This window comes from Draconibacterium mangrovi (assembly GCF_010586825.1).
Taxonomy (GTDB): domain Bacteria; phylum Bacteroidota; class Bacteroidia; order Bacteroidales; family Prolixibacteraceae; genus Draconibacterium; species Draconibacterium mangrovi.
In genome coordinates this window covers 433567-459991 of sequence record NZ_JAAAGB010000003.1, presented here as the reverse complement: position 1 = coordinate 459991, position 26425 = coordinate 433567, and the positions used below count along the sequence as shown (strand labels likewise).

At 38.6% G+C, this 26425-nt stretch carries 15 protein-coding genes; 11 read left to right on the top strand and 4 right to left on the bottom strand.

Going from position 1 to position 26425, the window contains the following annotated elements:
- Nucleotides 1-65: 65 nt before the first annotated feature.
- The 4 genes from istB to G4420_RS11335 all read right to left on the bottom strand — a co-directional run bounded on the left by istB (nt 66) and on the right by G4420_RS11335 (nt 6385).
- On the bottom strand, nt 66-800 hold the full coding sequence (gene istB / locus G4420_RS11350; protein ID WP_163323754.1) for an IS21-like element helper ATPase IstB: 735 nt from the start codon (nt 798-800) through the stop codon (nt 66-68).
- A 12-nt stretch (nt 801-812) separates the two neighbouring features.
- A complete protein-coding gene (gene istA / locus G4420_RS11345; protein ID WP_204273664.1) occupies nt 813-2336 on the bottom strand; it encodes an IS21 family transposase in 1524 nt (507 codons plus the stop codon).
- Between the two features lie 186 nt (nt 2337-2522).
- The gene (locus G4420_RS23565; protein WP_163323752.1) at nt 2523-2840 is read right to left on the bottom strand and encodes an AraC family ligand binding domain-containing protein; all 318 of its coding nucleotides are present in this window, start codon (nt 2838-2840) and stop codon (nt 2523-2525) included.
- A gap of 215 nt (nt 2841-3055) precedes the next feature.
- Complete coding sequence (locus tag G4420_RS11335; protein ID WP_163323751.1) at nt 3056-6385, bottom strand: DUF5107 domain-containing protein; 3330 nt, start codon at nt 6383-6385, stop codon at nt 3056-3058.
- A gap of 100 nt (nt 6386-6485) precedes the next feature.
- Here G4420_RS11335 and G4420_RS11330 point away from each other — a divergent pair, with 100 nt between their 5' ends.
- From G4420_RS11330 to G4420_RS11280, 11 genes are all read left to right on the top strand, one after another.
- A complete protein-coding gene (locus G4420_RS11330; RefSeq protein WP_163323750.1) occupies nt 6486-7382 on the top strand; it encodes an AraC family transcriptional regulator in 897 nt (298 codons plus the stop codon).
- A 280-nt stretch (nt 7383-7662) separates the two neighbouring features.
- Nucleotides 7663-10809, top strand: a complete 3147-nt coding sequence (locus tag G4420_RS11325) for a SusC/RagA family TonB-linked outer membrane protein (protein WP_163323749.1) — start codon at nt 7663-7665, stop codon at nt 10807-10809.
- Nucleotides 10810-10821: 12 nt separating this feature from the next.
- Nucleotides 10822-12297, top strand: a complete 1476-nt coding sequence (locus G4420_RS11320) for a RagB/SusD family nutrient uptake outer membrane protein (protein WP_163323748.1) — start codon at nt 10822-10824, stop codon at nt 12295-12297.
- A 340-nt stretch (nt 12298-12637) separates the two neighbouring features.
- Complete coding sequence (locus tag G4420_RS11315; protein ID WP_163323747.1) at nt 12638-15469, top strand: sugar-binding domain-containing protein; 2832 nt, start codon at nt 12638-12640, stop codon at nt 15467-15469.
- Between the two features lie 33 nt (nt 15470-15502).
- Nucleotides 15503-16198, top strand: coding sequence for an SGNH/GDSL hydrolase family protein (locus G4420_RS11310; RefSeq protein ID WP_204273663.1), 696 nt, complete (start codon nt 15503-15505; stop codon nt 16196-16198).
- 49 nt (nt 16199-16247) lie between these two features.
- Nucleotides 16248-18647 carry a beta-galactosidase gene (locus G4420_RS11305; RefSeq protein ID WP_204273662.1) on the top strand — a complete coding sequence of 800 codons (2400 nt, stop codon included), beginning with the start codon at nt 16248-16250 and terminating at the stop codon, nt 18645-18647.
- Nucleotides 18648-18668: 21 nt separating this feature from the next.
- Nucleotides 18669-21266 carry a glycoside hydrolase 5 family protein gene (locus tag G4420_RS11300; protein WP_163323746.1) on the top strand — a complete coding sequence of 866 codons (2598 nt, stop codon included), beginning with the start codon at nt 18669-18671 and terminating at the stop codon, nt 21264-21266.
- A gap of 204 nt (nt 21267-21470) precedes the next feature.
- Nucleotides 21471-22505, top strand: coding sequence for a UDP-glucose 4-epimerase GalE (galE, locus tag G4420_RS11295; protein ID WP_163323745.1), 1035 nt, complete (start codon nt 21471-21473; stop codon nt 22503-22505).
- Nucleotides 22506-22674: 169 nt separating this feature from the next.
- Nucleotides 22675-24258 carry a glycoside hydrolase family 53 protein gene (locus G4420_RS11290; protein ID WP_163323744.1) on the top strand — a complete coding sequence of 528 codons (1584 nt, stop codon included), beginning with the start codon at nt 22675-22677 and terminating at the stop codon, nt 24256-24258.
- Nucleotides 24259-24276: 18 nt separating this feature from the next.
- On the top strand, nt 24277-25653 hold the full coding sequence (locus G4420_RS11285) for a sugar porter family MFS transporter (protein WP_163323743.1): 1377 nt from the start codon (nt 24277-24279) through the stop codon (nt 25651-25653).
- A 49-nt stretch (nt 25654-25702) separates the two neighbouring features.
- Nucleotides 25703-26407, top strand: a complete 705-nt coding sequence (locus G4420_RS11280; protein ID WP_163323742.1) for a hypothetical protein — start codon at nt 25703-25705, stop codon at nt 26405-26407.
- Nucleotides 26408-26425 lie beyond the last annotated feature (18 nt).

The following is a 26425-nucleotide window of genomic DNA, read 5'->3' as shown; positions in this document are numbered from 1 at the left end:
CCCGATTTTCCCAAAACGAAAAGAACATCTTCAGTGTTATTTTGAATCAAATTTAACAAAAATAATTACTCTTCTTTTTTACGTTTTCTTCTCATTGATTCACCTCTTAGTTCTATCCTGTTGGATTGATGGATTAACCGGTCGAGTATAGCATCGGCAATGGTTTTTTCTCCGATAACAGAATACCAGCCAGCAATAGGTATTTGTGAGGTTACAATCAAAGAACCTATATTTTGCCTGTCTTCAATAATCTCAAGCAAAGCAAGCCGGTTGGGGTTATCAAGCGGTTGCAGCCCAAAATCGTCGATAATAACCAGGTGCTGGCGCTCTATCTTAGCCAGTTCTTTCAGGTAAGAACCATCGGCTTTTGCCATTTTTAGTTTCGCAAACATTTTATTGGCATTAAAATACATCACCCTGTACCCCTCGATACAAGCCTGGTAGCCCAAAGCTGTTGCCAGGTAGCTTTTCCCTACACCGGTGCTTCCTGTAATCAGTATATTTTCACATTTTTCGATATAATCGCATTCGGCCAGGCGTAGAATACTGTTCCGGTCAATGTTCCTCATTTCATCGTAAATAATGTTTTCGATTGATGCTTTGTAATGGAACCGGGCGTTTTTAATCCCCCTTTCAATCTTGCGGTTTTGGCGGTCGTCCCATTCGGCATCAACCAGCATCGATACAAACTGATCTAAAGTGTAATCGTTTGTTTTGCCTGTTTCAATAGCAGTACGAAAAGCTCCATGCATTCCATAGAGCTTTATCTGCTTCATTTTCGTTAAAGTAGTTTCATTCATATTAACCTGTTTTTAGTTGTAGTAATGTTTTCCCCTGATGTTTTGATGCTCGGGAAGTATTTGCTCATTTTGCTCTTCTTCAATTGAATCCAGGCCGTTTTCGAGTATTCGCTGGTTTATCCGGTAATTTGATATATCGTATTCGAGTGCACGCTTACAGGCATTGATAAGCCGCTGTTTTCCTACTTTCTTTACAAAGGAAAGTACGCCCATACAGCTTTTGTAAGCCTGTTCGGGATGTTGTTTTTGTTCCAGTATCCTGCAAATCAGTTCTTCAACACTTGGGTCGATGGAAGTTGCCCAGTCGATAAAACGTTGTGGTGTCCAGTCGGTAACAAACTGGTGGGTGCTTGCCAGGTGCTGTTTTTCAGTTGTGTAGTGATAAGGCTTCAGGTTTCTTCGGTGAGATGCAATCCGGTTGTATTTGTAATAGATCTCAACACTGCTGCTTGTAAACAACAGCTTTACTTTTTTACGGATATACTGAAACGGGACACTGTAGTAAAGTTTGTCTTTGCCCAAAAGCACATGCCCGTTCATCATTACTGTTGCAAAAGATTGTTGTTTTATCTCGAAACGGGTAACGGGAAGGGATGATAGTTTTTCCTGCTCATCTTCTTTAAACGACTGGTAACGCGAGTATGGCCGCCCGGTGAGTTTCTTGTTGTTGTGCTGCTTTAACAATTCCCATACACGGCTGTTCATGCTTTTAATGCTGGTAAACTCTTCTTGTTTTATAACGGGGTAAATACGTTGATAAAGTATTTTAACAGCTCCTTCGGCCAATGATTTATCGCGGGGTTTATAGGCCCTTGCCGGAAGTATGGTCGTTTCATAATGTTCGGCAAAATCCAGCAGTGTTTCGTTTATGGTGGGCTCGTAACGACTGCTTTTGGTTTCTGCCGAACGCAGGTTGTCGGGTACTATGGCGGCAGGAACTCCCCGGAAGTAGTGCAGCGCATTTTCTATTGATGCGATAAAATCTTCTTTTTTCTGACTTGGCGATACCTCGGCGTAGGTATATTGGTTGGCTCCGAGTATGGCCACAAAAAATTGTAGTTCTTGCACTTCTCCTGTTTCGGGGTCAACGATTTCCAATGTCTTGCCGGCATAGTCCACAAACATCTTGTCGCCTGCCTTGTGTGTCATGTGCATTACCGGGTTAACCTTTTTACCCCAGCGTTTGTAATACTCGCAAAACTGCGAGCTTTTATACCCATCGGGATGTTTGGCAATGTACTGTTGCCACATTGTAAGCTTGGTTACCCCAACCTTTTTCAACTCACGTTCCATGTGCGGAAAGAACGCATACAGGTCCTTTAGTTTTGGTGACAACTCGGGTTCTTTATTGCTGATAAACAGTGTTTCCAGTTCAACATCGCCTTTCTGCTTTATAGCCTCGGGTGACAGGTTTAGCATTTGGTACAACGCAATGTATTTTTTTACCGTATTGCGAGACAACGAAAGGTAGTTGCTGATAAATAACTTGCTTTTTCCCTGGCAGTGCAGTTGGATTACTTTTCTTACTTTACTCATGTTTATTAGTTTATTTGCCATATCTCGTGCATTTATTTACACACGAAATTAGGCCTTCAAAAACATGAAAAAGTCTCTACGTTTCAGGTGGTCACTTTGCCCCGGAGAGGGGTGGTCACTTTAAATCAGAATCAGGTGGTCAGTTTGCTCCGGAAACGGTGGTCACTTTAGCCCGGAATCAGGTGGTCAGTTTGGCCGGTTTTTCCAGATATGAGAAGGGATCACAAAAAAACTGTTTGGTTTGAGCTCGTACTCTTCGTTTTCAATTGAAATGGTTCCCATTCCGTCGATGCAATAGAGTAATATGCATTCATTTATTCCCTTAATTCTTTCTCTGCAATGGTGTTTTGCATAAGGGTAAAATCCTATAGCAGTAATATAAAGTTCACTTATTATCGGATTATCTTGTATGTTGTTTAATTGTTTATGAGATAATACAACACTTCTGTCTCCCGTAAAACTGTCAGATATTTCAAGGATCTGGGCTAGCGAGTTTTCCCCCATTTGTTCAAGGTTTTATTAAATTACAGTCATATAAAATAAACGTATTTTGGAAGTGTAATTTAGCCTGTCATGGTCGTGAAGAATGAGTAAATTGATAATTGCAGGTTTCGATTGTGGCTTCCAATTGTTATAAAAAGAGACTTTTATCGCTGCACAGATCTTTTATTAAGTGGTCACAAATAACTGATCAGTTATTTATGACCACCCTTTTAAGTTTATTCTGTTAAAATCGATTCATTTAAAGACTTAGCAACAATTGCTCCTATATGAGTTTGATCGATGTTTAATACTTCCTCAATCGCTTGTTGCGCTTTAAATTTATTTCCTATTCCAAGATTGCCTAATGCTAGAAGATATTGGCACAATTGGTAATTTCGAACATCTAAATCATCTTCCCAGATTAAAAGATCGGGAAGGGAGACTGCAAAATAGTCTATTTGGATCTTATCATTCTGATGTATAGTTCCAAAATCGATTAATTGGCTAAATTTTTTCTCGGCTTCGACTTGTTTATCTAGCCTTTGGAGAGCTAATCCCTGATAAAAGATAGTATCAGGTTGCTGATCATTATAGAACATCGCTGCAGAAACCTGTTCGAGTCCTTTGGCTGCTTCTTCAAAAAATTGCTGTGCTTCCACGTCTTTTCCCATTTCTTGATGAGCAACACCAAGCCAATATAATGTTTCATTTTCCTGGGTACCAAAAAGTTTTCCTTCTCCAAGGTTTTCGGGGTAGGTTCTTGAATTAATAAGCAGTTCTATCGCCTTGATAAAGTCTTTATTCTGGATTGCCTGCTTGGCAAGCTCAGTTAAACTTAAAATGTACTGACGAGTAACCTTGCCTTCTCCACCTTCCCATGGATGAAATTGGCGTGCCATAATTAGTTCGTATGCAACTTGGTATTCTCCGGCTGTATTATATAGTGAAGCAAGTTCAAGGTAGAGATCATCACGTTGCTTACATAGATCGCGGTTTGCTTCCAATTTCTTCAATCGCATTTGTGGATCATGGTTTAATCGTTTATATAATTGATCAAGTTCCATTAAAATGCGTGCATCCGATGAATCCAATTCAAAAGCTCTTTCCAATGTCTTCAGAGCTTTGTCGGCATCATTTAGTTTGTTGAAATACGCAAGCGCAAGGTTGCGTTGTGTTGTTGGGAAATTAGGATTGATTTTTATCGAAGCCTCCCAGCAGCTAATTGCTTCGCTATAATTTTTGAAAGCGTACCAGAAATTGCCAAGGTAATAGAGTGCTTTGTAGTCTTCAGGTTGTATTTCAATTGCTTTCTCCAAAGCAACAACGGCTTCCGGTTGATTTGGAAAACAGTAATCAGGATTTTGTTGAACAGCAATTTTTAGTGTTGCTTTTGCTTCATCTGTATTTCCTAGTTCCGATTGAAACCAAGCCAGGTAATAATAGGCAAGTGGATAGATATCGCCTGTTTGTTCCTTAATTCCCAATTCAATGAATTGAATTGCTTCTTCGTACAAACCTGCATAAGCATAATCTAATGCAAATTCAATATAGTTGTGAATATTTGCACGAATCAGCTTTTTCATTTCCGTTAAAGCTTTCTCGTCATTATTGATTAAATACTTTTCGAAGAAAAGACTGTAGTTGAAACCATCAAGTTTTAATGAATCTTCAATCAACGCCGAAGCCTCTTTGGCTTTTCCTAAATGACGAAGAATACTCACTTTCAGTTGACGCGCTTTGTGGTTGTGCCAGTTGCGAATGAGTGAGCGATCGATTACTTCCAGTGCATCGTCCCATTTTTTATTCAACGCTTCAATTCTGCTAATCTGGAAATAGCCACTGTCCATCCAGGCAGCATTCCACACCGATTTGTAGAAAGCATTATAGGCTTCCTGTGTTTTTCCCAGGTAACGTTGTGCAATTCCTAGATTGAAGAAATGTTCACCCTCAATTGGATTCGGATTTCGATCAGTTAAAGTTTCTATAGCAGTTTGAAAATACTGTTCTGCTTTAGCAAACTGGCCACGACGTAAATACCATAATCCAAGAGCATTATTACAACGACTGTCACGTGCATCTCGTTTCAATGCTTCCTCGTAATAAGGACGAGGATCATAAGTAGCGTGACGGTATTGTTCCAAATGCAAGCCTGTAAGATACAGCTGCTCGTTGCTGTCGATTTCTTTAGGTAATTTCGCTGCTTTAGCTGCTTCAGGAATATCGCGTTCTTCACCCGGTTTCGCTGACCAATCAACCAGTGATATACCCTCAGCAGTTTTTATTGAGATTTCTAAATCTTCTTCCTTAACACCAGCTGGCAGTTCTATTGATTTCTCGTACGAAGTTCCTGGATGAAAATCGAAAGTGTCATCTACTATCACCTTGTCGGCAGCAGTTAGTAATACTTTCCCTGCAGGATAGGGGGCTGTAGTGTATACTTTAATGATTGAGCTTCCATTTTCAGTCTCAAGATTGAGCAAAGCCTCTTTTGTCGCATTTTTCACCACCCCCAGTTCTCTGTAAGGCATAAAGTATTGACTGAATGCTTTTTCTTCACCTGGCATTAACCATGAAAAGTCGGGCTGATTGTCGGTATATACTCCACACATCAATTCAATATATGGTCCATCTTCATCAGTCAGGTTACGGTCCCATGCTTGTCCGAAATCACCATGTCCCCAAGTCCATTGTTTCTTTCCTGGAGAAACATGATGATTTGCGATGTGCAGTAATCCCCCTTTTGAGTCGTTCTCATATCCGCCCACAAAATTATAGTCGGAGTTGATGGCCATATATGAAGTTGGAACCGGTATGTTTTTGTAACGAGAAATATCAGTTCCCGGAGAGTAATCTACCTTGTAATAGGTTCCTTTTGCAATAGGAAATTCAGAAACATCGCGCTTACCGTGATCGAATACTGCATTTACATCTGGTGGAAATACCGATTGATAATCATCGTTTACTTTAACAGCGGGATTCGCCCACCATAGGAAAGTTTGCGGATGATTCGTACGGTTGTATAGTTTTACTTTGATTTCCAGATAGGCTTTATCGGGATGTAGCGTGAAACCTGCCATTCCTCGTGTACGAAACATTCTTTCCAGTTCGTTACACCAAACCGTTACACTACCATCGTCGTTGTGTTCTATTTTGCTATCGGTAGGGTCGTAAGTTGATGGACGGTGATGTTGAGGCCAGTTAAATTCAATTCCCCCAGAAATCCAAGGACCGGTTAAACCAACCAGCGCCGGTTTAATTACCTGGTTATAATATACAAAATGACGCTTTTTCATTTTGTCGTAAGCCATTTGCACACGTCCGCCTAATTGGGGTAGAATCATGATTTTTAGATACTCATTCTCCAGGAATACTGCATCCCAAACTACATCCTTCTTTTCATCCTCGATTTTCTCGATTACAGGATGAGGATATACAGCACCACTGCTTCCTTGATATACACGCTTTTCCAGGAATATTGGACTTTTTTCAGGTTTCCCTAATCCATAAGTAGGTATTGTAACTTGTTCATACCATGCTTTTACTTCATATGTGATTTCCTTGCTCATAAATTTACCATTTGATGATTGCAAATCTATTGCTATTTGACAATAGAATTAATGGAAATATTTTTGTATTTGATGGACAATCTTATTATTTTTGTCTGCCATGAGTGAAGAGACTGTAATTCGGAAAAAGGATGGGTTTGAAGGACAGAGAGCCATCGTGTTGCCAAAGAATGTTAAAGAGTTATGTTCGTTCTCTCCACCGATAAACTCATTGTATATTACAGATATTGGCTATTATCCAAATGCACAATTTCATTTCCGTACGCGATCAAGAGGAGTGCCGCAGAATATAATAATTTACTGTGTTGAAGGTATTGGCCATATTGAATTACCAATTGGTAGATTCGAGGTAACACCAAACACATATGTGGTAATTCCGTCTGAAATGGCACACAAGTATTGGGCTGATGAAAATAAACCATGGTCTATCTACTGGATTCATTTCAGAGGGACATTGGCAGCTTATTATGCATCCATTCTTTCAAAACAATCGAAAAGTTTTGTCAATTATGTTAGTTTTCAGGATGAACGAATTAAGATATTTGACGAACTCTATTCAACGATAGAAGATGGTTACACCTTAGAGGGCTTAACTTATAATACAGTTAAATTAGGTTATTTCCTGATTTCCTTCTGTTATCCTGACCGATTTTCTTCTTCTACTCATGTGCAAGATGAAGATGATGTGGATTTGGCAATAAAGTACATGCAGCAAAACATAAACAGGATGTTGAAGTTGAGTGAAGTTTCATCATCAGTTTGTCTATCTCCTGCACAATTTTCTAGCAAGTTTAAAGCAAAAACTGGTTACTCTCCAATGATTTATTTTAATCATCTTAAGATGCAACGGGCATGCCAGTTGCTGCAGTTTACCGAAATGAGAATCAGTGAAATAGCGTTTGAGTTCGGGATTGAAGATCCTTATTATTTCTCTCGATTATTCACAAAGATTATGGGAGTGTCGCCAACAGAATATAGACATAAAGCTAATCGATAATTACTCTTTCAAGCAAGATAATTGTCCATCAAAATCAATTTTTTCTCCATTCCTAATTCCTATAAAAAGATCGATTTTTGTAATGTAGAATGACTCAGGTCTAATTCTGTTATAAAATTGACGGAAACTTGGGTTTTTACACGACTGTAGGGAGTACAGTTGTATATATATAACAGAGTTGAAATGACAGTGTACCACCAGTAACTGGCTTAATACGAAATGTTATAGATATTATTCTAAGAACAATAATTGTAATTCTAACCAATAAATAACTAGGTAAATGAGAAAGCAAATTTTTAATGGACTAAAGCTTTGGAATAGCTATATGGATTTTTCCTTCAAGCAAACTATTTTAGTTGTCTTGATAATTTTATCCTCTGCGATTCCTTCGTTTTCACAGGATTCTTCTATCCGAGTTTCGGGCGTAATTAAAGATGCAACATCGGGGGAACTCCTGGTTGGAGCTGCCGTGGTAGAAAAGGGGACAATGAACGGTACAACTTCAAATATTGATGGGGTATATGAAATTGAGGTTGCTAACTCTTCATCTGTATTAGTATTTACATTTTTAGGCTACTTACAACAGGAAGTGGCTGTTGGTCAAGAAAATGTAATAGATGTTAGTCTGAAACAAGACTTGGAAGCAATTGATGAAGTTGTTGTTGTGGGATATGGAACAACATTGAAAAGAAATGTTACAACATCAGTAGCAAAAGTTGATCCCAAAAAATTGCCAACTGCTGCGGCGTCAGGTGTTGGCGATTTGTTATTCGGAAAGGCTGCCGGTGTACAAGTAAGGCAGTACAGTGCTCAGCCGGGCGGACAGGTTGATTTATCAATTCGGGGAAGAGGTACTCCCTTGTTAGTTGTTGATGGTGTTGTTGTACCATCGAATAATCTGGAGTCAGGATCTGCTATCGGCGAAACTAATTCAATTGCTCGTGGTAATTTGGCTGGATTAAATCCAAATGACATCGAGTCAATTGAGATTCTAAAAGATGCGAGTGCCGCAATTTATGGTGTTAATGCTGGTAATGGTGTGATTTTGATAACAACGAAAAAAGGTACAGAAGGAACGCTCAATATTAATTATAACGGTAATACTTCCTACCTGAAAAACTATCCTTATTTGAAGCCATTGAATGGTCCTGAGTTTATGCAGTATTTTAACCAGTTTGAGCAGGATAAATATTTGGCAGAAAATGGAATGCAGCCTTTCGGAAGCGCGGTTCCTGATTATACACCCAAATATTCTCAATCAGAAATAAGCAATGCCGGGAACACTGACTGGGTGGGCCAGATATTACAAACAGGAAGTGTTCAGAATCATAACGTTAATATTAGTGGTGGTAGCCAAAAGGTGTCTTATTATGTGTCTGGTGGATTTTTCGATCAGGTTGGAACGATCGTAAATTCCGGTATGAAGAAATATAGTGGTTCATTCGATCTCACCTTTAGGCCAAGTAAATACTTTACAATTAATGCCAGCGTAAATGGGAATCGATCAAATTATAAAAACTCTGTTGCCGGTTGGCAATCAGGAGGAGCTGGAGGAAATGCATACACTGCATTGCAAGCCGCTTTAGCTTATCCTACCTATTTACCTATTAGAGATGAAGCAGGAGATTATACCCAGTGGGGAATAATCGGTAATCCAGTGTCAATGCTTGATATTAAGGATCAATCGTCAAATAGTACGCTTTTTGCAAAAACTTCGCTTGAGATAAACTTTATTCCAGATGTATTGACAGGTAAGGTTCTTTACGGAAATAGTTATGATGAATCGTTGAGAGAATATTATATTCCTTCTGACGTTAACTGGTTCGATGATTACAGATCAAGGGGATCAATCCAGCAATCAAATCGTCAATCTCAAACCATTGAGTCATATTTAACATTCAAGCATAACTTTAGTGATATCGTAACGATGGACTTAGTTGTTGGTTTCGGTGAATACCTTTATGACGGATATAGTTTTACCAACCAGTTTTACGATATAAATGATCTTTTTGGAACAGATAAAATTGACGGTGCAACAACCAATGGTTTCTCGTATAGGTACGAAAGCAAACAACGATCGTATTTTTCAAGAGGTACTTTTGATATTTATGATAAATACCTGGTAACAGCCTCATTCAGATATGATGGTGTGGATCAATTTTATCCAGGTGAAAAATATGCGGCATTCCCGAGTGTTTCTTTAGGTTGGAAGATTTCTAACGAATCGTTTATGAAGGATCAAACCACATTCGATTTGCTTAAGCTTAGAGCTAGCTACGGAACAACTGGTCAGAATTTACCCAGTGGAGTTGCTTATGGATTGTTTTCAAGCGGGGGTGACTTAGTGCCATTTAATGATGGACAAACGATATATATACCATACCTACTGGTATCTGTTGATGCTCCACTCCTGACTTGGCAAAAAACAATAATGAAAAACGTTGGGGTTGATTTTGAATTATTCAATAGCAGAGTTTCGGGTAGTATTGAATGGTTCCAGGATGATGTAACTGATTATTTGCGTCAGGTTCCATCCAACCAGTTGTCTATGGTGCCAACAATGCCTGTAAATGGAGGACACACCCGACGCAAAGGTTTTGATGCAGCAGTTGAAGGAGATGTATTAAGGAATAACAATTTCTTATGGAACATGTCGGTAAACCTGTCTCATTATTCACATCGCTGGGTTGAGAGATTTGAAACAGACTTAAAAACCTGGTATCTAAACGAAGATGATCCGGTATCGGCAATGTATGCGTTTGAGACTGATGGTATTTTACAAATCGATCAGGAGGTTCCGGCTTGGCAGCCTGCAACTGCGCAGCTTCCAGGTTCTCCATTATTTGTTGACCGTAATGGTGATGGAGAGTTGGATTCAGAGGATGTGAAAGTTTATGATCAGGTGCCGGATTTGGTATTCGGATTTAATAATACCTTTAAGTATAAGAATTTCGATTTAGCCGTATATTTATATGGTCAGTTCGGAGCATATAAGCAGAACTACAGCTTAAACTGGGCAATTGCAAGAGATTTTGTTGCAGGAAGTACTGGGGGAGCACAAAATGCAACCACAGATATAAAAGATGCGTGGAGCACTGCTAATCCTGATGGAACTTTGCCCGGTTCAACATACAACGATTATACTTTAGGAAATATTGGAAATACTGTTGGATGGGGATCAGATCACACCATTTCAAAGGCCAATTTTATACGTGTAAGAAATATTACACTTGGATATAATATCAATTCTCCAAAACTTCAGAAGTATTTCAAAAATGCGCGGATATATGTAGATGTTCAGAATGCATTTATTATTACGAAATACAAAGGTGCAGATCCGGAAATCGAAACTCCGGCTGTTAAAGGTGCAGCTGCTCCTTACCCAATGGCTCGTACATATTCTCTCGGTTTAAACGTTAACTTTTAATATTGAAATAAGATGAAAAGAATAATTAAATATATTTCAGTTTTAGCCATCATTATTTTCTTCAGTGGATGTGAAGAAGGATTGGATCCTGTTTTCTACGGTTCCCTGAATCCGACTATCTTTCCTTCAACTGAAGGTGAATTCGAAGCATATACGATGGAAGCATATATCCCTTTCACTTTTAGATGGGGATATGGACAAAATGGCAATTGGTATTACACCTTTTTTAGTCCTGAAGAAGGCGTTGTGCCGCTTTACGATTTTCCGACGGATTTAATATCTGTATTTACTGCGTGGGGCGACGGTGCAACTTTTTGGGAGTCAAAAAGTAGAGGAAACTTTATTCCTTTGATAGCTCAGGATCCTGGTCATTCACATTTTGAGAAAACAAGGTTTGTTACCCGTATTACCAAAACAATTGCAGACTTGGAATCCACAGATGTTATTACAGATGAAAACTTCCGGAAGCAGCTAATAAGTGAAGCCAAGGTTGCTCGTGGTTGGACTATGTTATTTCTTTTGCAATTATATGGTCCTGTTCCGGTAATCATAGATGCTGAACAAGTAGGAAACGCTGAAGCAGAAGGAGATTTAACACGACCCGGAAGGGAGCAATTTGTTAGTTGGATCGTTTCAGATTTGGAGTATGCAGTCGAAAATATCGCTAAAGTAGCCCCTGATTATGGTCGATTTAATAAAGGACTAGCTCAAACACTTTTAATGCGTCTCTACATGAACGAGAAGGATTTTGTAAAAGCAGAGGCGGTTGGACGAGAAATAACAACAATGGGCTATAGTCTGGTTGATGATTATGCCAGTTTATTTAGAGAAGCAACAGAACGAAATTCTGAAACCATTTTTGCAATCTCTTGTGATCCGGCATCGCAGGGAAGAGGTACTGACGGGAACTTTAATTCATTTGTGTGGAATATTTATCCTGATAGTAGAAGTTGGGGACATGTATATGCTGCTTCATGGAAATTCTATGATTCATTTGATCCAGATGATGCTAGAAGAGAATTATTGTTTGGTACATATACATCTGCAGATGGTACTGTGTACGATCGCACAAATATGATTGGTGCGGTAATCGAGAAGTTTCCACCTGAAGGACCAGGTCCATATCAAGGTAATGATTTTCCTGTTGCACGTTATTCAGATGTTCTGTTAATGTTGGCTGAAGCAATAAATGAAAATAGTGGGCCAACTCAGGAAGCAATTGATTTGGTTGATATGGTAAGAGAACGAGCAGATCTTGATGGTTTATCAAGCGCTGATACAGGATCAAAAGAAGCATTGAATGATGCAATTTTACGTGAACGAGGTTGGGAATTATATTTTGAAGGCCATCGACTACCAGACTTAATAAGACATGGAAAATGGCCATCTGCTGTGGATGGTATTCCTGGGAAAAATCCTGGTCCATCTTATTATCCTCTTCCGCAATATGCTGTTCTTGAGGGGCTTGTTCAGAATGATGGGTATTAATAAATTTCCATACGATTTAAGTAATAGTTAAAAGAATGCAGTAGAATAGTGTTGTTCTGCTGCATTTCTTTCTATTAATTGAATGGAACAAACAAATTATTTGATAAAACACTGGAGATAATAGAGAAAGGTGGAACATAGTTGGTTGATTGTCATATAAAGATGTTCAGTCAACCAACTTTTCTAAGTAAGGCATGGTGCAAATGTATACTCATATCTATTAGCAGACTATCATATTGAATTTTCCATATTAATGCATAAGTAGTCTTTTTTCACAAAAACAAATATTACAGAAGAAAATCGACACACCATTATTATTCCTAATGAAAATATTGAGCCTATGAAATATTTTGGATTATTGCTGTTCGTTTTTGTTATTTATTCCTGTAGTACAAAGATCGAACGAAAAATTGATTTATCGGGAGAATGGAATTTTGCCATTGACTCTCTTGATGTTGGAGAAACGGAAGAATGGTTTTTAGAAGATTTTGATGAAAAGGTTGTATTACCTGGATCAATGGTCGAAAATGGCAAGGGATTAGATATTGCATTAGATACTAAATGGACAGGTGGTGTGCAGGATCCCGAATGGTATAAAGATCCCAATTACGCTCCATATTTTAATCCTGACAGTGTTCGTTTTCCATTCTGGCTGCAACCTGAAAAAAAATACACAGGAGCCGCATGGTATAATAAAACTGTACTTGTGCCGGAAGCATGGAAAAATAAATCAATCTGGCTTAATTTGGAACGTCCTCATTGGGAATCTACAGTGTGGGTGAACGGGCAATATGCAGGTATGGCTAACAGTTTAGCTACAGCGCACAAGTTCGATATTTCTTCATTGGTTAAACCAGGTGAAAATATTGTCTCAATTCGTATTGATAATCGGACAAAAAATATTGATGTTGGAGAAAATTCACATAGCATTTCGGATCACACACAATCAAATTGGAATGGTATTGTAGGAGATATTTCATTACAGTGTTTAGACCCCATTAATTTTAAAGACATTAAAATCTATCCTGACAGAACGTCAAATTCATTACGAATAGTAGCAAGTATTGATAACAGGTTTTCATCAAAATCTGACATTGTCATTAATACTGGAGTTGGGCTTAAGAATTTGGATGATAAAACAGATAATAAGCAATTTAAATTCTCAATAATTCCCGGAGAGAATGAGGTAAGTATGGAACTGTCATTTGACAAGGAAGTATTGCCATGGGATGAATTTAATCCCAATGTATATCAACTTTCCATTGATATGTCATACAATGGAGGTAAAGATGAACGTTCTGTTGACTTTGGTTTTCGTGATGTGAGCACTGATAGCAGTGGTCTTTTGATAAACGGACGTCCTCTTTTCTTAAGGGGTACACTTGAATGTGCAATTTTTCCTTTAACAGGTTACCCTCCAACGTCACAAGATGGCTGGATGAAAGTTTTTACTGCAGTTAAAAAATATGGTCTAAACCATGTTCGCTTTCATTCCTGGTGTCCTCCAGAAGCCGCTTTTGAAGTTGCCGATAAAATGGGCGTTTACCTGCAAGTTGAATGTTCATCTTGGGCTAATCAAAGTACCGAAATTGGCAGTGGTTTACCTGTTGACGATTATATTTACGAGGAAAGTAATCGCATTGTTAACGCATACGGAAATCATCCTTCTTTCATTATGATGGCCTACGGAAATGAGCCTGGTGGACCAAATCATGTTGAGTATTTGAGAACTTTTGTAAACTATTGGAAAGATAAAGATGATCGTCGGTTATACACCACAGCTTCTGGTTGGCCGCTTATTGACGAGAATGATTACCACGTAACACATAATGGAGTAAGAATCCAGGGATGGGGTGAAGAATTAAACAGTGTCATTAATAGTAAGCCTCCAAGTACCGATTATGACTGGACTAATGGGATCAGTGGACTGAAAAGTCCAATGGTTAGTCATGAAATTGGTCAATGGTGTGTGTATCCAAATTTTGATGAAATAAAAAAGTACACCGGTGTTTTAAAACCAAAGAACTTTGAAATATTTCAAGAGAGCTTGACAGCTCATCACATGGATCACCTGGCAGATAGTTTTCTGCTAGCTTCCGGTAAATTACAGGCACTCTGTTATAAGGCCGATATAGAGGCTGCTTTACGAACGCCAATATTTGGAGGATTTCAATTGCTTGACCTGCATGATTTTCCTGGTCAGGGAACTGCTTTGGTAGGAGTTCTTGATCCTTTTTGGGAAGAAAAGGGATACATTACAGCAGAGGAGTACACACATTTTTGTAACTCAACAGTTCCCTTGGTGCGATTGGCAAAGAGAGTTTTCAATGAAGGTGAAATATTAGAGGCGGATGTAGAAGTAGCACATTTTGGAGAGAAGCCGATGGAGGCAATTACCCCAAAATGGAAAATATCGGACGCTGAAAAAGTTGTTGCTGAAGGAGAACTCGTTCAAACGACTATTCCGTTGGGTAATGCAACAAAACTTGGGAAAATTATTTATCAAATTGAAAAGGAGAATAAGCCGAGAAAATTAACTCTCGAAGTTGCTCTTGGTGAGTATACAAACTCCTGGGATATTTGGGTGTACCCTGTTTACAACGAGACGAAAAGCACAGAGGTTAAGGTCGTGGAAGAACTTGATAATTCCACACTTCAATTCCTCAAAGATGGTGGTAAAGTCCTACTCAGCTTAGGAAAAGGAAAAGTTGCTCCTGAAATGGGAGGTAATATTGGAGTTGGTTTTTCAAGTATTTTTTGGAATACTGCGTGGACTGGTGGGCAAAAGCCACATACCCTTGGAATATTGTGTAATCCAGAACATCCAGCATTGCAACTTTTTCCAACTGAATATCACTCGAATTGGCAGTGGTGGGATGCGATGAGTCATACCGATGCGATTCAACTGGACTCATTCAATATGGATCTTAAACCGATTGTTCGGATTATAGATGATTGGGTGACTAATAGACGTTTAGCACTTCTTTTTGAAGCCAAAGTTGGTAAAGGTAAAATCCTAGTAAGTGGTGCTGATTTAGTTAATGGGCTTGAATCAAGGCCAGAAGCAGTTCAGCTTAAACATAGTCTGCTAACATACATGAATGGTAGTGAATTTCAACCAACGGCGGAGATTAAGTCTGATGAGCTACTGACATTGTTGAAGAAACAGTAATGTATGTTGGGGAAATAGGATAATAAATAATAGATGATGAGAAAGTTATTGGTCATTATAGTAGTTGGGGTTTTTGCAACGCTTGGTTCAAGCGCACAGAGCACCTTTAAGGTAAAACCAACGATTTCAATCCTGGGAGACTCATATTCCACATTCCGGGGTTATATCCCGGAGGAGTATGCAACGTGGTATTCCTCTTCAAGTCTAGACCGGACAGATGTAATCGATGTGAAGCAAACCTGGTGGTGGAAAACTATTAAGGATGGAGGCTTTAAGCTTGGAGTGAACGACTCTTACAGTGGCGCAACCATTTCTTACTATGGATATAATGATGAGGACTATACAGATCGATCATTTATAACACGACTTCCCAGGCTTGGAAATCCCGACATCATACTGATTTTCGGCGCTACCAACGACAGTTGGACTGGTGGCCGTATTGGGGAGTATCAATACAGCGATTTCAAACGTTCCGATCTTTTCACCTATCGCCCAGCTCTTGCAAAGCTCTTGCAATCAGCGCAGGAGAGATATCCAAACGTAAAACTGTATTTTATCATCAACACCGAGTTGCTTAATGAAATAACAGAGTCTACCAAGGTCATATGTAACCACTATGGAGTGGAGTATATTGAGCTGCAGGACATAGAGAAGCTTAACGGTCACCCTAACATCAAGGGTATGACGGCTATATCTAAGCAGGTGCTAAAGGTGTTGGAGAAGAAATAGTAATACGTATTAAAGCACATTAGATTTTGAAACAATAAAACTTAAAACCATGAATAAACTTTTATTTCTATTGACACTTTGTATGATGACTGCTTCTGCAATGGCGCAGCAAGAGTACAAACTAACAGTTCCCGCCAAAGAGAAAACCATCTATACAGACCACTTTAATTTAGGAGGTTCAAATCCGGCTGGTCATACCATCGGCTTCAACAGCTTTTACATGACAGTTGATGGGAAACCTTACATTCCAATCATGGGAGAGATACACTTTTCCCGATTACCACATGAATATTGGGAAGAGGCAATCTTGAAAATGAAGTCGGGAGGAATCAATGTTATTTCCACGTATGTATTTTGGAGTATACATGAAGAGAAAGAAGGCGTTTTTGATTGGTCAGGTGACCGGGACTTAAGGCACTTTCTTGAATTATGCAAGAAACACAATTTGAATGTGCTGGTTCGAATCGGGCCATTCTGTCATGGTGAAATAAGAAATGGAGGAATACCTGACTGGATTTATGGTCGACCTTTCGAGGTCCGCTCAAATGATGAAGGATACCTTTTTTATGCAAAACGTTTATACCACAATATTGCTGAACAGCTAAAAGGATTGTACTACAAAGATGGAGGCACAATAATCGGCATTCAACTTGAAAATGAACTGCAACATTCGGCAGCTCCATGGGCAATAAGCTATCCGGGACAGGAAAAAGAAATGACTGTTGCCAATTATGATGCAGACATTACAAAAATTGGAGTTAGTGTTCAGGATAAAAGAACAGCTTATGCACAACTGGGGAGTGAGCACCTGGCCACACTAAAGAAAATGGCTATAGAAGAAGGAATGATTGCACCACTTTATACGGTTACCGGCTGGGGGATGGCTGCAATTTTAGAAAATGAAACGATTCCTGTAGGTGCTGCATATCCTTACCCATTTTGGGCAGATCCATCAAAATCCAACTTTTTTTTATTTAAAGATGTCCAGTTAAACCCGGATTATGGACCTGTTCGTTATGATGGTGAGAAATATCCAGCATATTGCGCAGAAATGGGTGTAGGAGCACAAATTATATACGAACGACGTCCAGGTGTTTTACCTGAGGCTGCCGAGGCACTTATGGTTCGAACTTTAGGATCTGGTGCAAATGGTATTGGTTATTATATGTACCATGGAGGACTTACTCCACAAACAAACGATGGAATTTTCTTTAGTGACGAACCAATGGGGATCCCCAAAATTTCTTACGACTACCAGGCACCACTTGGGGAGTATGGTAAAACTTTTGATTCCTATTACCTGCTGCGTTTAATTCATTTGTTTACAGAGAATTTTGGAGATAAATTAGCGCCAATGGGTTTGATTTTACCAGATACAAACAGTGAAATAAAGCCTGACGATAAAGAAACTTTGAGGTATTCAGTACGATCGAATGGGGATGCGGGATTTGTTTTCATGAATAATTTTCAGGATCATGATGAACGTCTGGACCAAAGCGTACAAGGATTATCTATTCAATTGGCTGATGAATTAATTCAGTTCCCTGCCTTTGTATTAAAAAAGGATGAAAGTGTCATTCTTCCTTTTAATATGGATGTCAACTTTGCCAAATTAAACTATGCAACAGTACAACCATTGGCTATTGAGAAGATTGCCGGTATAAAGCACTATTTCTTTTTCGCAATAGATGGCTTTACTCCAGAATATGTTTTTGAGAAATCTACAGTGAAGAAAATATCCGGAAAGAAAAGCGAAAAGCAGGGTAAAATCCATGTGACGCCGACTGTAGGATTCTCGGGGTCTTTCTCGCTAACAGATTCAAATGGTGAGGAAATTGTAATTACAACCTTGACAAGACAACAGGCTTTAGGTTTTAATCAGCTTAATAATACAATATGCATTACCGATGCTGTTCTGATGGATTATGATGAAAACATTCAGTTGCAATCAAGGTCTAACACATTCTCAGTTACAATACCTTCAGATATAAAACCTGATTTTACAGAATATAGCGAGACAAGCAAGAAGGAGGGCCAGTTTACTACTTATACTGTTGTGGTTCCTTCGGTAAATATTCCATGTGACTATATTAAAGTGAATGACCAGCGCTACACATTCAAGATGGATAAAAAGGAATTCACGGAAAATCTGAGTGATATAATCCTTGATATTGACTACACGGGTGACGTGGCGTTCGCTTTCATTGATGGAAAAATGATAAACGACCATTTTTACTATGGTAAAAACTGGCAGATTGGATTAAAATCATACGCTGATGACTTAAGTGCCAAGGGGATGTATTTCTATTTCAAACCAATGAAGAGTGATGCTTCATTTTTGGTTGACCTTGACAAGGATAAAATCCCTGATTTTTCTAATGGCCCGGTTTGTAATGTAAGAAGTATGAAGTTGATACCGGAGTATAAAATTGATTTTACTCTTAAATAGTCTGTAATCAAAAGTTTTGCTATGAAAGTTAGAATATTGTTATTGTTGCTGACGCTCGGATTTGGAATCAATTCAACGGCCAAAGAATTGGTTTATATCGATAAATCTGGCGTAATCCGTTGGGAGAAAGATAAAAGCGAAGTTGCCTTATTTGGTGCGAACTACTGTCTGCCCTCTGCTTGTGATTATAGGGCTGCAAAATATGTGACCAATGATCTAAAGAAGGTAGTGGATGTTGATATGGAGCATTTTGCACGAATGGGTTGGGATGCATTGAGGCTCGGCTTTTGGGGAGATTTTGAAAATAGTGATTCGGCTGGCAATTTAGTTGAGAACGATCATCTGAATATGATGGATTATGTGATATCAAAAGCAAAGGAAAGAGGCATTTATATGCTGCTTAGTCCAATTATCACCTACAGTTCGCAGTGGCCGGATGCCATGCAAGACACAACAAGTGCCAGAGGATTTTCGACTTATTTTCAGAAATCGGAATTAGGAACAAATCCTGACGCTATCGCTGCGCAACAGAATTACCTAAAACAATTATTGAATCACGTTAATCCATACACAGGAATCGCTTTAAAAGATGAGCCCAATATTCTCTTTGTTGAAATGATTAATGAACCATGGCATCATAGTGATGATTTGGATGGTTCAGTCAGGTATATTAATGCATTAGTGGATGCCGTAAGAAGTACTGGATGTAAAAAACTTGTATTTCACAATTACAGTCAGGATTTTAACATGGCAGAATCAATGGAGAAATCAAATATACAGGGTGTAAGTTTTGCATGGTACCCCAGTGGATTAAATGCCGGACAAACACTGCATGGAAACTATTTACCGGTTGTTGACCACTATTCTGACGAGATGCATCGACCGGAGATATCAAAGCTTGCTAAGATAGTTTATGAGTTTGATAGTCCTGACTTACTAACGGGTTACATGTATCCGGCAATGGCACGGGCTTATCGGGAAGTTGGAGCCCAGTTGGCAACTATGTTTTCTTATGATATGATTGCAACTGCTCCATACAACTTAGGTTGGCAAACACATTGCCTCAATATGGTTTATACTCCTCAAAAAGCTATCAGTGCCATTATCGCAGCAGAAGTAATGAAGAAGGTACCTATGTATAAAAATTTTGGGAACTATCCGGACAATACTTCTTTTGGACCATTTAGAGTGAATTATAAGGATGATTTGGGTGAGATGAATACCGAAGACGAGTTTATGTATACAAATTCGACTTCAACTGTTCCTCAGAATACTGCTACTTTGAAAAAAATCGTAGGTTATGGTTCATCCCAGGTGGTTAATTATGAGGGCAAAGGAATTTATTTTCTCGATAAGGTTAAAGACGGTTTTTGGAGACTGGAAGTTTATCCTGACGCAGTTGAAATAAATGATCCGTTTAACATGCCAAGTCCCGATAAAGTTGTGTTTAGGACCCTTCACAAAAACTGGCCAATGGTCGTTAGTCTTCCCGATCTTGGGGAGATGTTCTCAGTGACACCGTTAAATCCTGATAACGAATATGAGACGAATGCCAGTGACGGAAAGTTTGGGATTCAACCGGGAGTATACATTCTGACTAATGATAAAAACTTCGAGAAAGAGTCTTTACCTGAAAAAATTGGCTTTATCGGTATGGATGAATATTATGAACCGATAGACCAAACTATGTCCGATCAGGTTGTGCATAATAACCAATCAAGTTATTATGCCGGTAACCCGATTACAATTTCTGCAAATGTATATGGTAATCATGAGCCAAATAGTGTCACTTTATTTGTGAAAGAAGGAGGGAAAACCTATTTCATCCCAATTCCTATGAAAAGAGAGTCTGGCTATTTGTACAAGGGCGAAATTCCCGCAAGTATTTCAAATGAAGGTTGGATATATTATTGCATTGTGGTGAAACACGGTGATACTACTATTAATTATCCATCGGGCAGTAGCAAGAGTCCATCCGATTGGGATTTTAACGATGAAGGTACGTGGAAGTCGGTTGTTGTAAAAGAAAAAACACCTCTTCGTTTAATCAATCCCATTGAAGATGCAAGTAAACTTGCGTTTACCAGGATCGGGGATGGCATTCGTTATGGCATTTATAATCTGATTCCGTCCTCTAAAACAGGGGAATCTGCATTTCACCTTGAAATGCCACTGAGTTATGACCAAAATCTTGAAGATTATACTATTTCCATTCCATTAAAGGAAAAAATAGAATCACGAAAAGAGGATATCGCTTCTTCAACCAAATTGGTTCTGGAGGCGCGAGGAGTAAATCAGAAGCAACAAGCATACATCACTTTGGTGGAAAATGATGGAACAAGTTGGTCTAAGAAAATTCTGTTAAATCCTGAGTGGGAAACTATTGAGATTCCACTGAATGAGCTGGAGCTTGCTAAAGGAGCTATGCTGCCGCTTGGTTATCCAGGTAGATGGAAATATTGGTTTGAACCTGCGTCAGGTAGAGGATATGTCGGCGACCAAGTAAAAATGGAGGATGTTGAATGGATTCAGTTATCCATACGTCAGTCAGAAAAGGAGGTAGAAAATGCAAATTCAAACTCATGGATTGACATTTCATCGGCGTTAATTACATTCTGATTTTGCGATTATCATAAGCATCTTACATCGATACATACAACTCCAGAATTATTAGTTTGGGAAATTACTCGGTTTGTCCAGACTTCCCTTTCATATGGTCTATATGATGCTGAAAAGTGGATCAATAAAAGCATCGTTGATGAGGATGTCCATTTAATATCCGAGCAAATAATTTAAAAAAATACAACTCAAATAAGGATAAATATGAGCAAAGGAAAAATATTAGTAACCGGAGGAACAGGATATATTGGGTCACACACCACCGTTGAATTAATAGAACAAGGATACGAGGTTGTTATAATTGATAATTTATCGAACTCGCAGGAATTTGTTATTGACAGAATTGAGCAAATTACTGGTGTTCGTCCAAAATTCTACAAACTTGATTTATTAGATGCGGAATCTCTTGATCAATGTTTTGCCGAAAACACCGATTTAAAAGGAATCATTCATTTTGCAGCGGCTAAAGCAGTTGGTGAATCAGTTAAGAAACCGTTGTATTATTATCGAAACAACCTTCAAACCATGATTAATGTGCTTGAAGCAATGATAAAATACAACCTGGAGAACTTTGTGTTTTCTTCGTCTTGTACCGTGTATGGGCAGCCGGATGAATTGCCTGTTACCGAAAATGCTCCGGTAAAAACTGCAGAATCTCCATATGGATACACCAAACAGGTGAATGAGAATATTTTAAAAGATACCATTGCATCGGGTGCTAAGTTGAAAGGAATTGCACTGCGTTATTTTAATCCGATTGGTGCACATCATTCAGGTTTAATAGGAGAATTACCCATTGGTGTTCCGGCAAACCTAATGCCTTTTATTACTCAAACAGCTTACGGTATACGGGAACAATTAAGTGTTTTCGGCGATGATTACAGTACTCCTGATGGATCTTGTATTCGTGATTATATTCACGTGGTAGATTTGGCTAAAGCACACATTGTTGCCATTGAGCGCATGATTGACGGCAAGAATAAAGAAGCTTATGAGATATTCAATATTGGTACCGGAAATGGGTTCTCCGTTTTTGAGGTCATCAAATCATTCGAAAAATCAACCGGGATTAAACTTCATTACAAAGTTGTACCACGTCGTGCAGGTGATATTGAACAAATTTGGGCCGATACTACCATTGGAAATAATGAATTAGGTTGGAAAGCCGAAAAATCAATTGATGAAATGACTCTTTCGGCCTGGAAATGGGAACAGAACTACAGAAAAAGTATACAGTGATCGGATTTCTAAAAATAGACGGACATGCCTTCCGTGAAATTATAATATTTACTTACTAGCGATATTGATAAGATTATCCAACAAATTATAGAATTTGTCCATTCATTATTAGCGTATGATAAATAGTTTTACCATTAATAAAATATTATCTCAATCAGAAGGAATAAACATGAACCTGCTAAGAGTCCTAGTTATACCCATATTGCTTTTATGCTCCTGTGAAAAAAAGGAAGAGATTCCAGAGATTACACCTGAAGAAACAGGTTTGATCAAAAATAGTAGCTACGAAAAAGTTGAAGCTTCCTCTGATTTTTTATCCTGGAATAATGATTTTGATATCGATGCAATTAGTGTCGAAACTCCGGGGTACATGAGTGATAATGCATTAAGGCATGAAAAGCCGACAGCTTATAAGGTTTATACAAATCAGAAAATTACCGATTTACAAAACGGATTTTACAAGCTGACAGCATGGATTAAAAATAGTGGAGGACAAAATTCTTGTTATATGATGGCTGAAAACGGTTTGACAAATAGAATGACAAGCCTCCCCGTTACTCAAAACAAATGGAAGCAAGTAATCATACGAGGAATTGAGGTAAAGAATAACGAATTGACAATCGGTCTTTTTTCAGATGCTCAGGAAAACAATTGGTGTTTGATTGATAATTGGGAACTGATAAAAGATGATAAAGAATACGAGTTTCTAAAAGGCGGAGATTTATCAGAATTAAGTTACATTGAACAAATGGGAGGTAAGTTCTTCGAAAATGGAGTGGAGAAAGATTGTTTTGAGATTTTGAAAAACAATGGAATGAATCTGGCACGATTACGACTTTATAATGATCCGGGTAATCCTGATTTTGAGCCATCAAATCGTTTGCCGGAAGGAATTCAGAACCCTTCTGACATTCTATCACTCGCTGCTCGGGCTAAAGCCGCGAACATGCAAATATTGCTTACTTTTCACTACAGCGATTATTGGACGAATGGAATATCGCAAACCAAACCTCATGAGTGGAAAGACCTTTCTTACGAAGAGTTGAAACAAGCTGTTTATGATTTTACTTTCGACTTAATGACTCAAATGAAAGAGCAGGGAACTACACCTGAGTTTGTGTCTTTGGGAAATGAAACTGCCGGAGGGATTTTATTCCCGGATGGTGAGTCCTCAAATTTTTCCAAATTGTCGGAGCTCTTTAATCAGGGATATGATGCCGTTAAAGCCGTATCACCTGAAACAAAAGTTATAATTCATCTCGATGATGCCGGCAATGCTGACAAATACGATTGGTATTTTGGTTCTCTGGATACATATGGCGCCAAGTATGATATTATCGGAGCATCATATTATCCCTTCTGGACTAAAAAAACAGTAGACGAAATAGCAGAATGGGCAGATTATCAATCAAAGAAATTAGACAAGGATATTTTAATTATGGAGACAGGCTATAATTGGAACCCAACACTGCCGGGAGGATGGGAAGGTCAATTAAAAGATAATGGGCCATATGATAATATTTATCCAAGTTCTCGCGAAGGACAAAAGAACTTTTTATTCGAATGTTTTAATGGCATAAAAGGAATGGCAAACGGGAGAGTCCTGGGAGATATTTATTGGGATCCGGTTATGATAAGTGTTCCTGGAGTTGGTTGGGAACTAGGAGGTCCAAATGTAGTATCTAATACAACTTTGTTTGATTTTAATGGCAGTAGTTTGCCCGCACTGAAAGCTTTTAAGTATAATAACTAAAAAATAAAATAATTAGAAATGGCTACAATTATTACCGAAACGAACCGAAACGATATAGATACATCCAAACATCGTTTTAATAATACCTATATAATTGGTATATCTTTTATTTCTGCGTTGGGAGGGTATCTCTTTGGATTTGATTTTGCTGTTATTGCAGGCGCATTGCCTTTTCTGCAGCAACAATTTATGCTTGATGCATACTGGGAAGGTTTTGCCACAGGCAGTTTGGCTCTAGGTGCGATTATTGGTTGTCTAGCTGCCGGAAAGGTTTCCGATAAATGGGGAAGGAAGCCTGGCTTATTGATTGCAGCAGCTGTTTTTGCAATCTCTTCTTTAGCAATGGCTTTCTCTCCTTCCAGAGATATTTTTATCATATCCAGATTTTGTGCGGGTATTGGTGTGGGAATGGCTTCAATGCTATCACCAATGTATATAGCTGAAATTTCTCCGGCACATTTAAGGGGAAGAATGGTAGCATTAAATCAACTAACAATTGTTATTGGTATTTTAATTACAAACCTTATTAACTACACTTTACGAAACGGAGGAGAAGATGCATGGCGGTGGATGTTTGGATTAGGATTTGTTCCATCCGGACTTTTCTTTTTAGGAGCGCTTTGGTTGCCTGAAAGCCCCAGATGGCTGATGAAAATGGGTAGAAGTGTTGATGCAAAAGCAATATTGAGAAAAGTAGGTGATGATGGTTTCGCTTCTTCAACCATACAGAATATTGAAAAGACGCTAAGTGGTGAAACAACTAAAACTACTTTTAGAGATGTGTTTAGCAGAGCAGTATTACCTGCAGTTCTTATTGGAATTGGTCTTGCTGTTTTCCAGCAATTGTGCGGAATAAATACAGTATTTAATTATGCCCCACGAATTTTCGCAAGCATTGGAGCTTCACTCGACGACCAATTACTCCAAACAGTTTTTATCGGTATCGTGAATCTGGTATTTACAATTTTGGCAATGACATTAGTTGACAGGGTTGGACGAAAACCGTTAATGTTGTTTGGCGCAGGAGGTCTCGCAATAGTATATGTTGCCGTGGTTCAGTTATTAGGAATGCAGTCAAATCATGTTTCGTGGTTACTTTTTGCAGCCATAGGTGTATATGGTTTATCACTGGCTCCAGTTACCTGGGTATTAATTGCTGAGATCTTTCCGAATCGAGTAAGAGGCGAAGCAACCTCTATTGCCATAACCGGACTTTGGGCAGGGTATTTTATTTTAGTTTTTACTTTCCCTATGTTGTTTGAAAAATATCAGGATAAGTCATTTTATATCTATGCTGCGATCTGCGTAATTGGTTTCTTTTTTGTTCTTTTTAAGATTAAAGAAACGAAAGGTAAGACTTTGGAAGAGTTGGAAGGTATATATACTAAGAGTTAGGATAAATATCCAAAATCAATTTGTCCATTTTTAAATAAAAAAAATAACGATGCAAAAACTATTTTTCTTTTATCTATTAATCTGTTCGCTTTCAACGGCTGCTCAGAAACCTGTTGAAGGCATTTGGATTTTTAAAGTTGGGCAAGCATCGATTGATGTGACCAACCAAGTAGCTACCGAACTGCACACGAATGTAAAACTTGCTAAAACTACAAGGAATTTGTTTCTTGGCGATGAGGGAGCGATTTTTGAACTCGAACGCAATACGGATGGGGATATGAACCGACCATTTCGAGCACCTTATTGCGCAGATACCAGAGTATTCTACATTAATAAATACGTAGTCGCTAATGTCATTACATTACGGAATGTGTATCTGACATTCAGAGATGGCATCCTGATTCAATTATTCAGCGATCAGCCAGAAGGCTTCCTTCCGCCGTTCATCAGCGTGCATGGAAATGGGACTCCTTCAAGTAAAGTTGACTCAACAACGTGCAGCTACGAAGGAAAAACAGAAACAGTGTTGAATGTCAAATACATTGATCAATGGGATAGCGGAGAAATAAAGGCAGCAAGTGTTCACGAGTATTATTATGATACGGATTGTCAAAAGAGAGAGGAATCTTTCTTTGAGGTTTATGCGGTAAAGGAGCTAACAGAAGCCATTATCTGCGAAAACCAGATGAGGGCGAAGTTTTCTCCATCAAAGCAGGATGCGGAAAAGAGAAGGTTAAAAGATTTAGATTTTTGACCTCAATTTAAATGACAG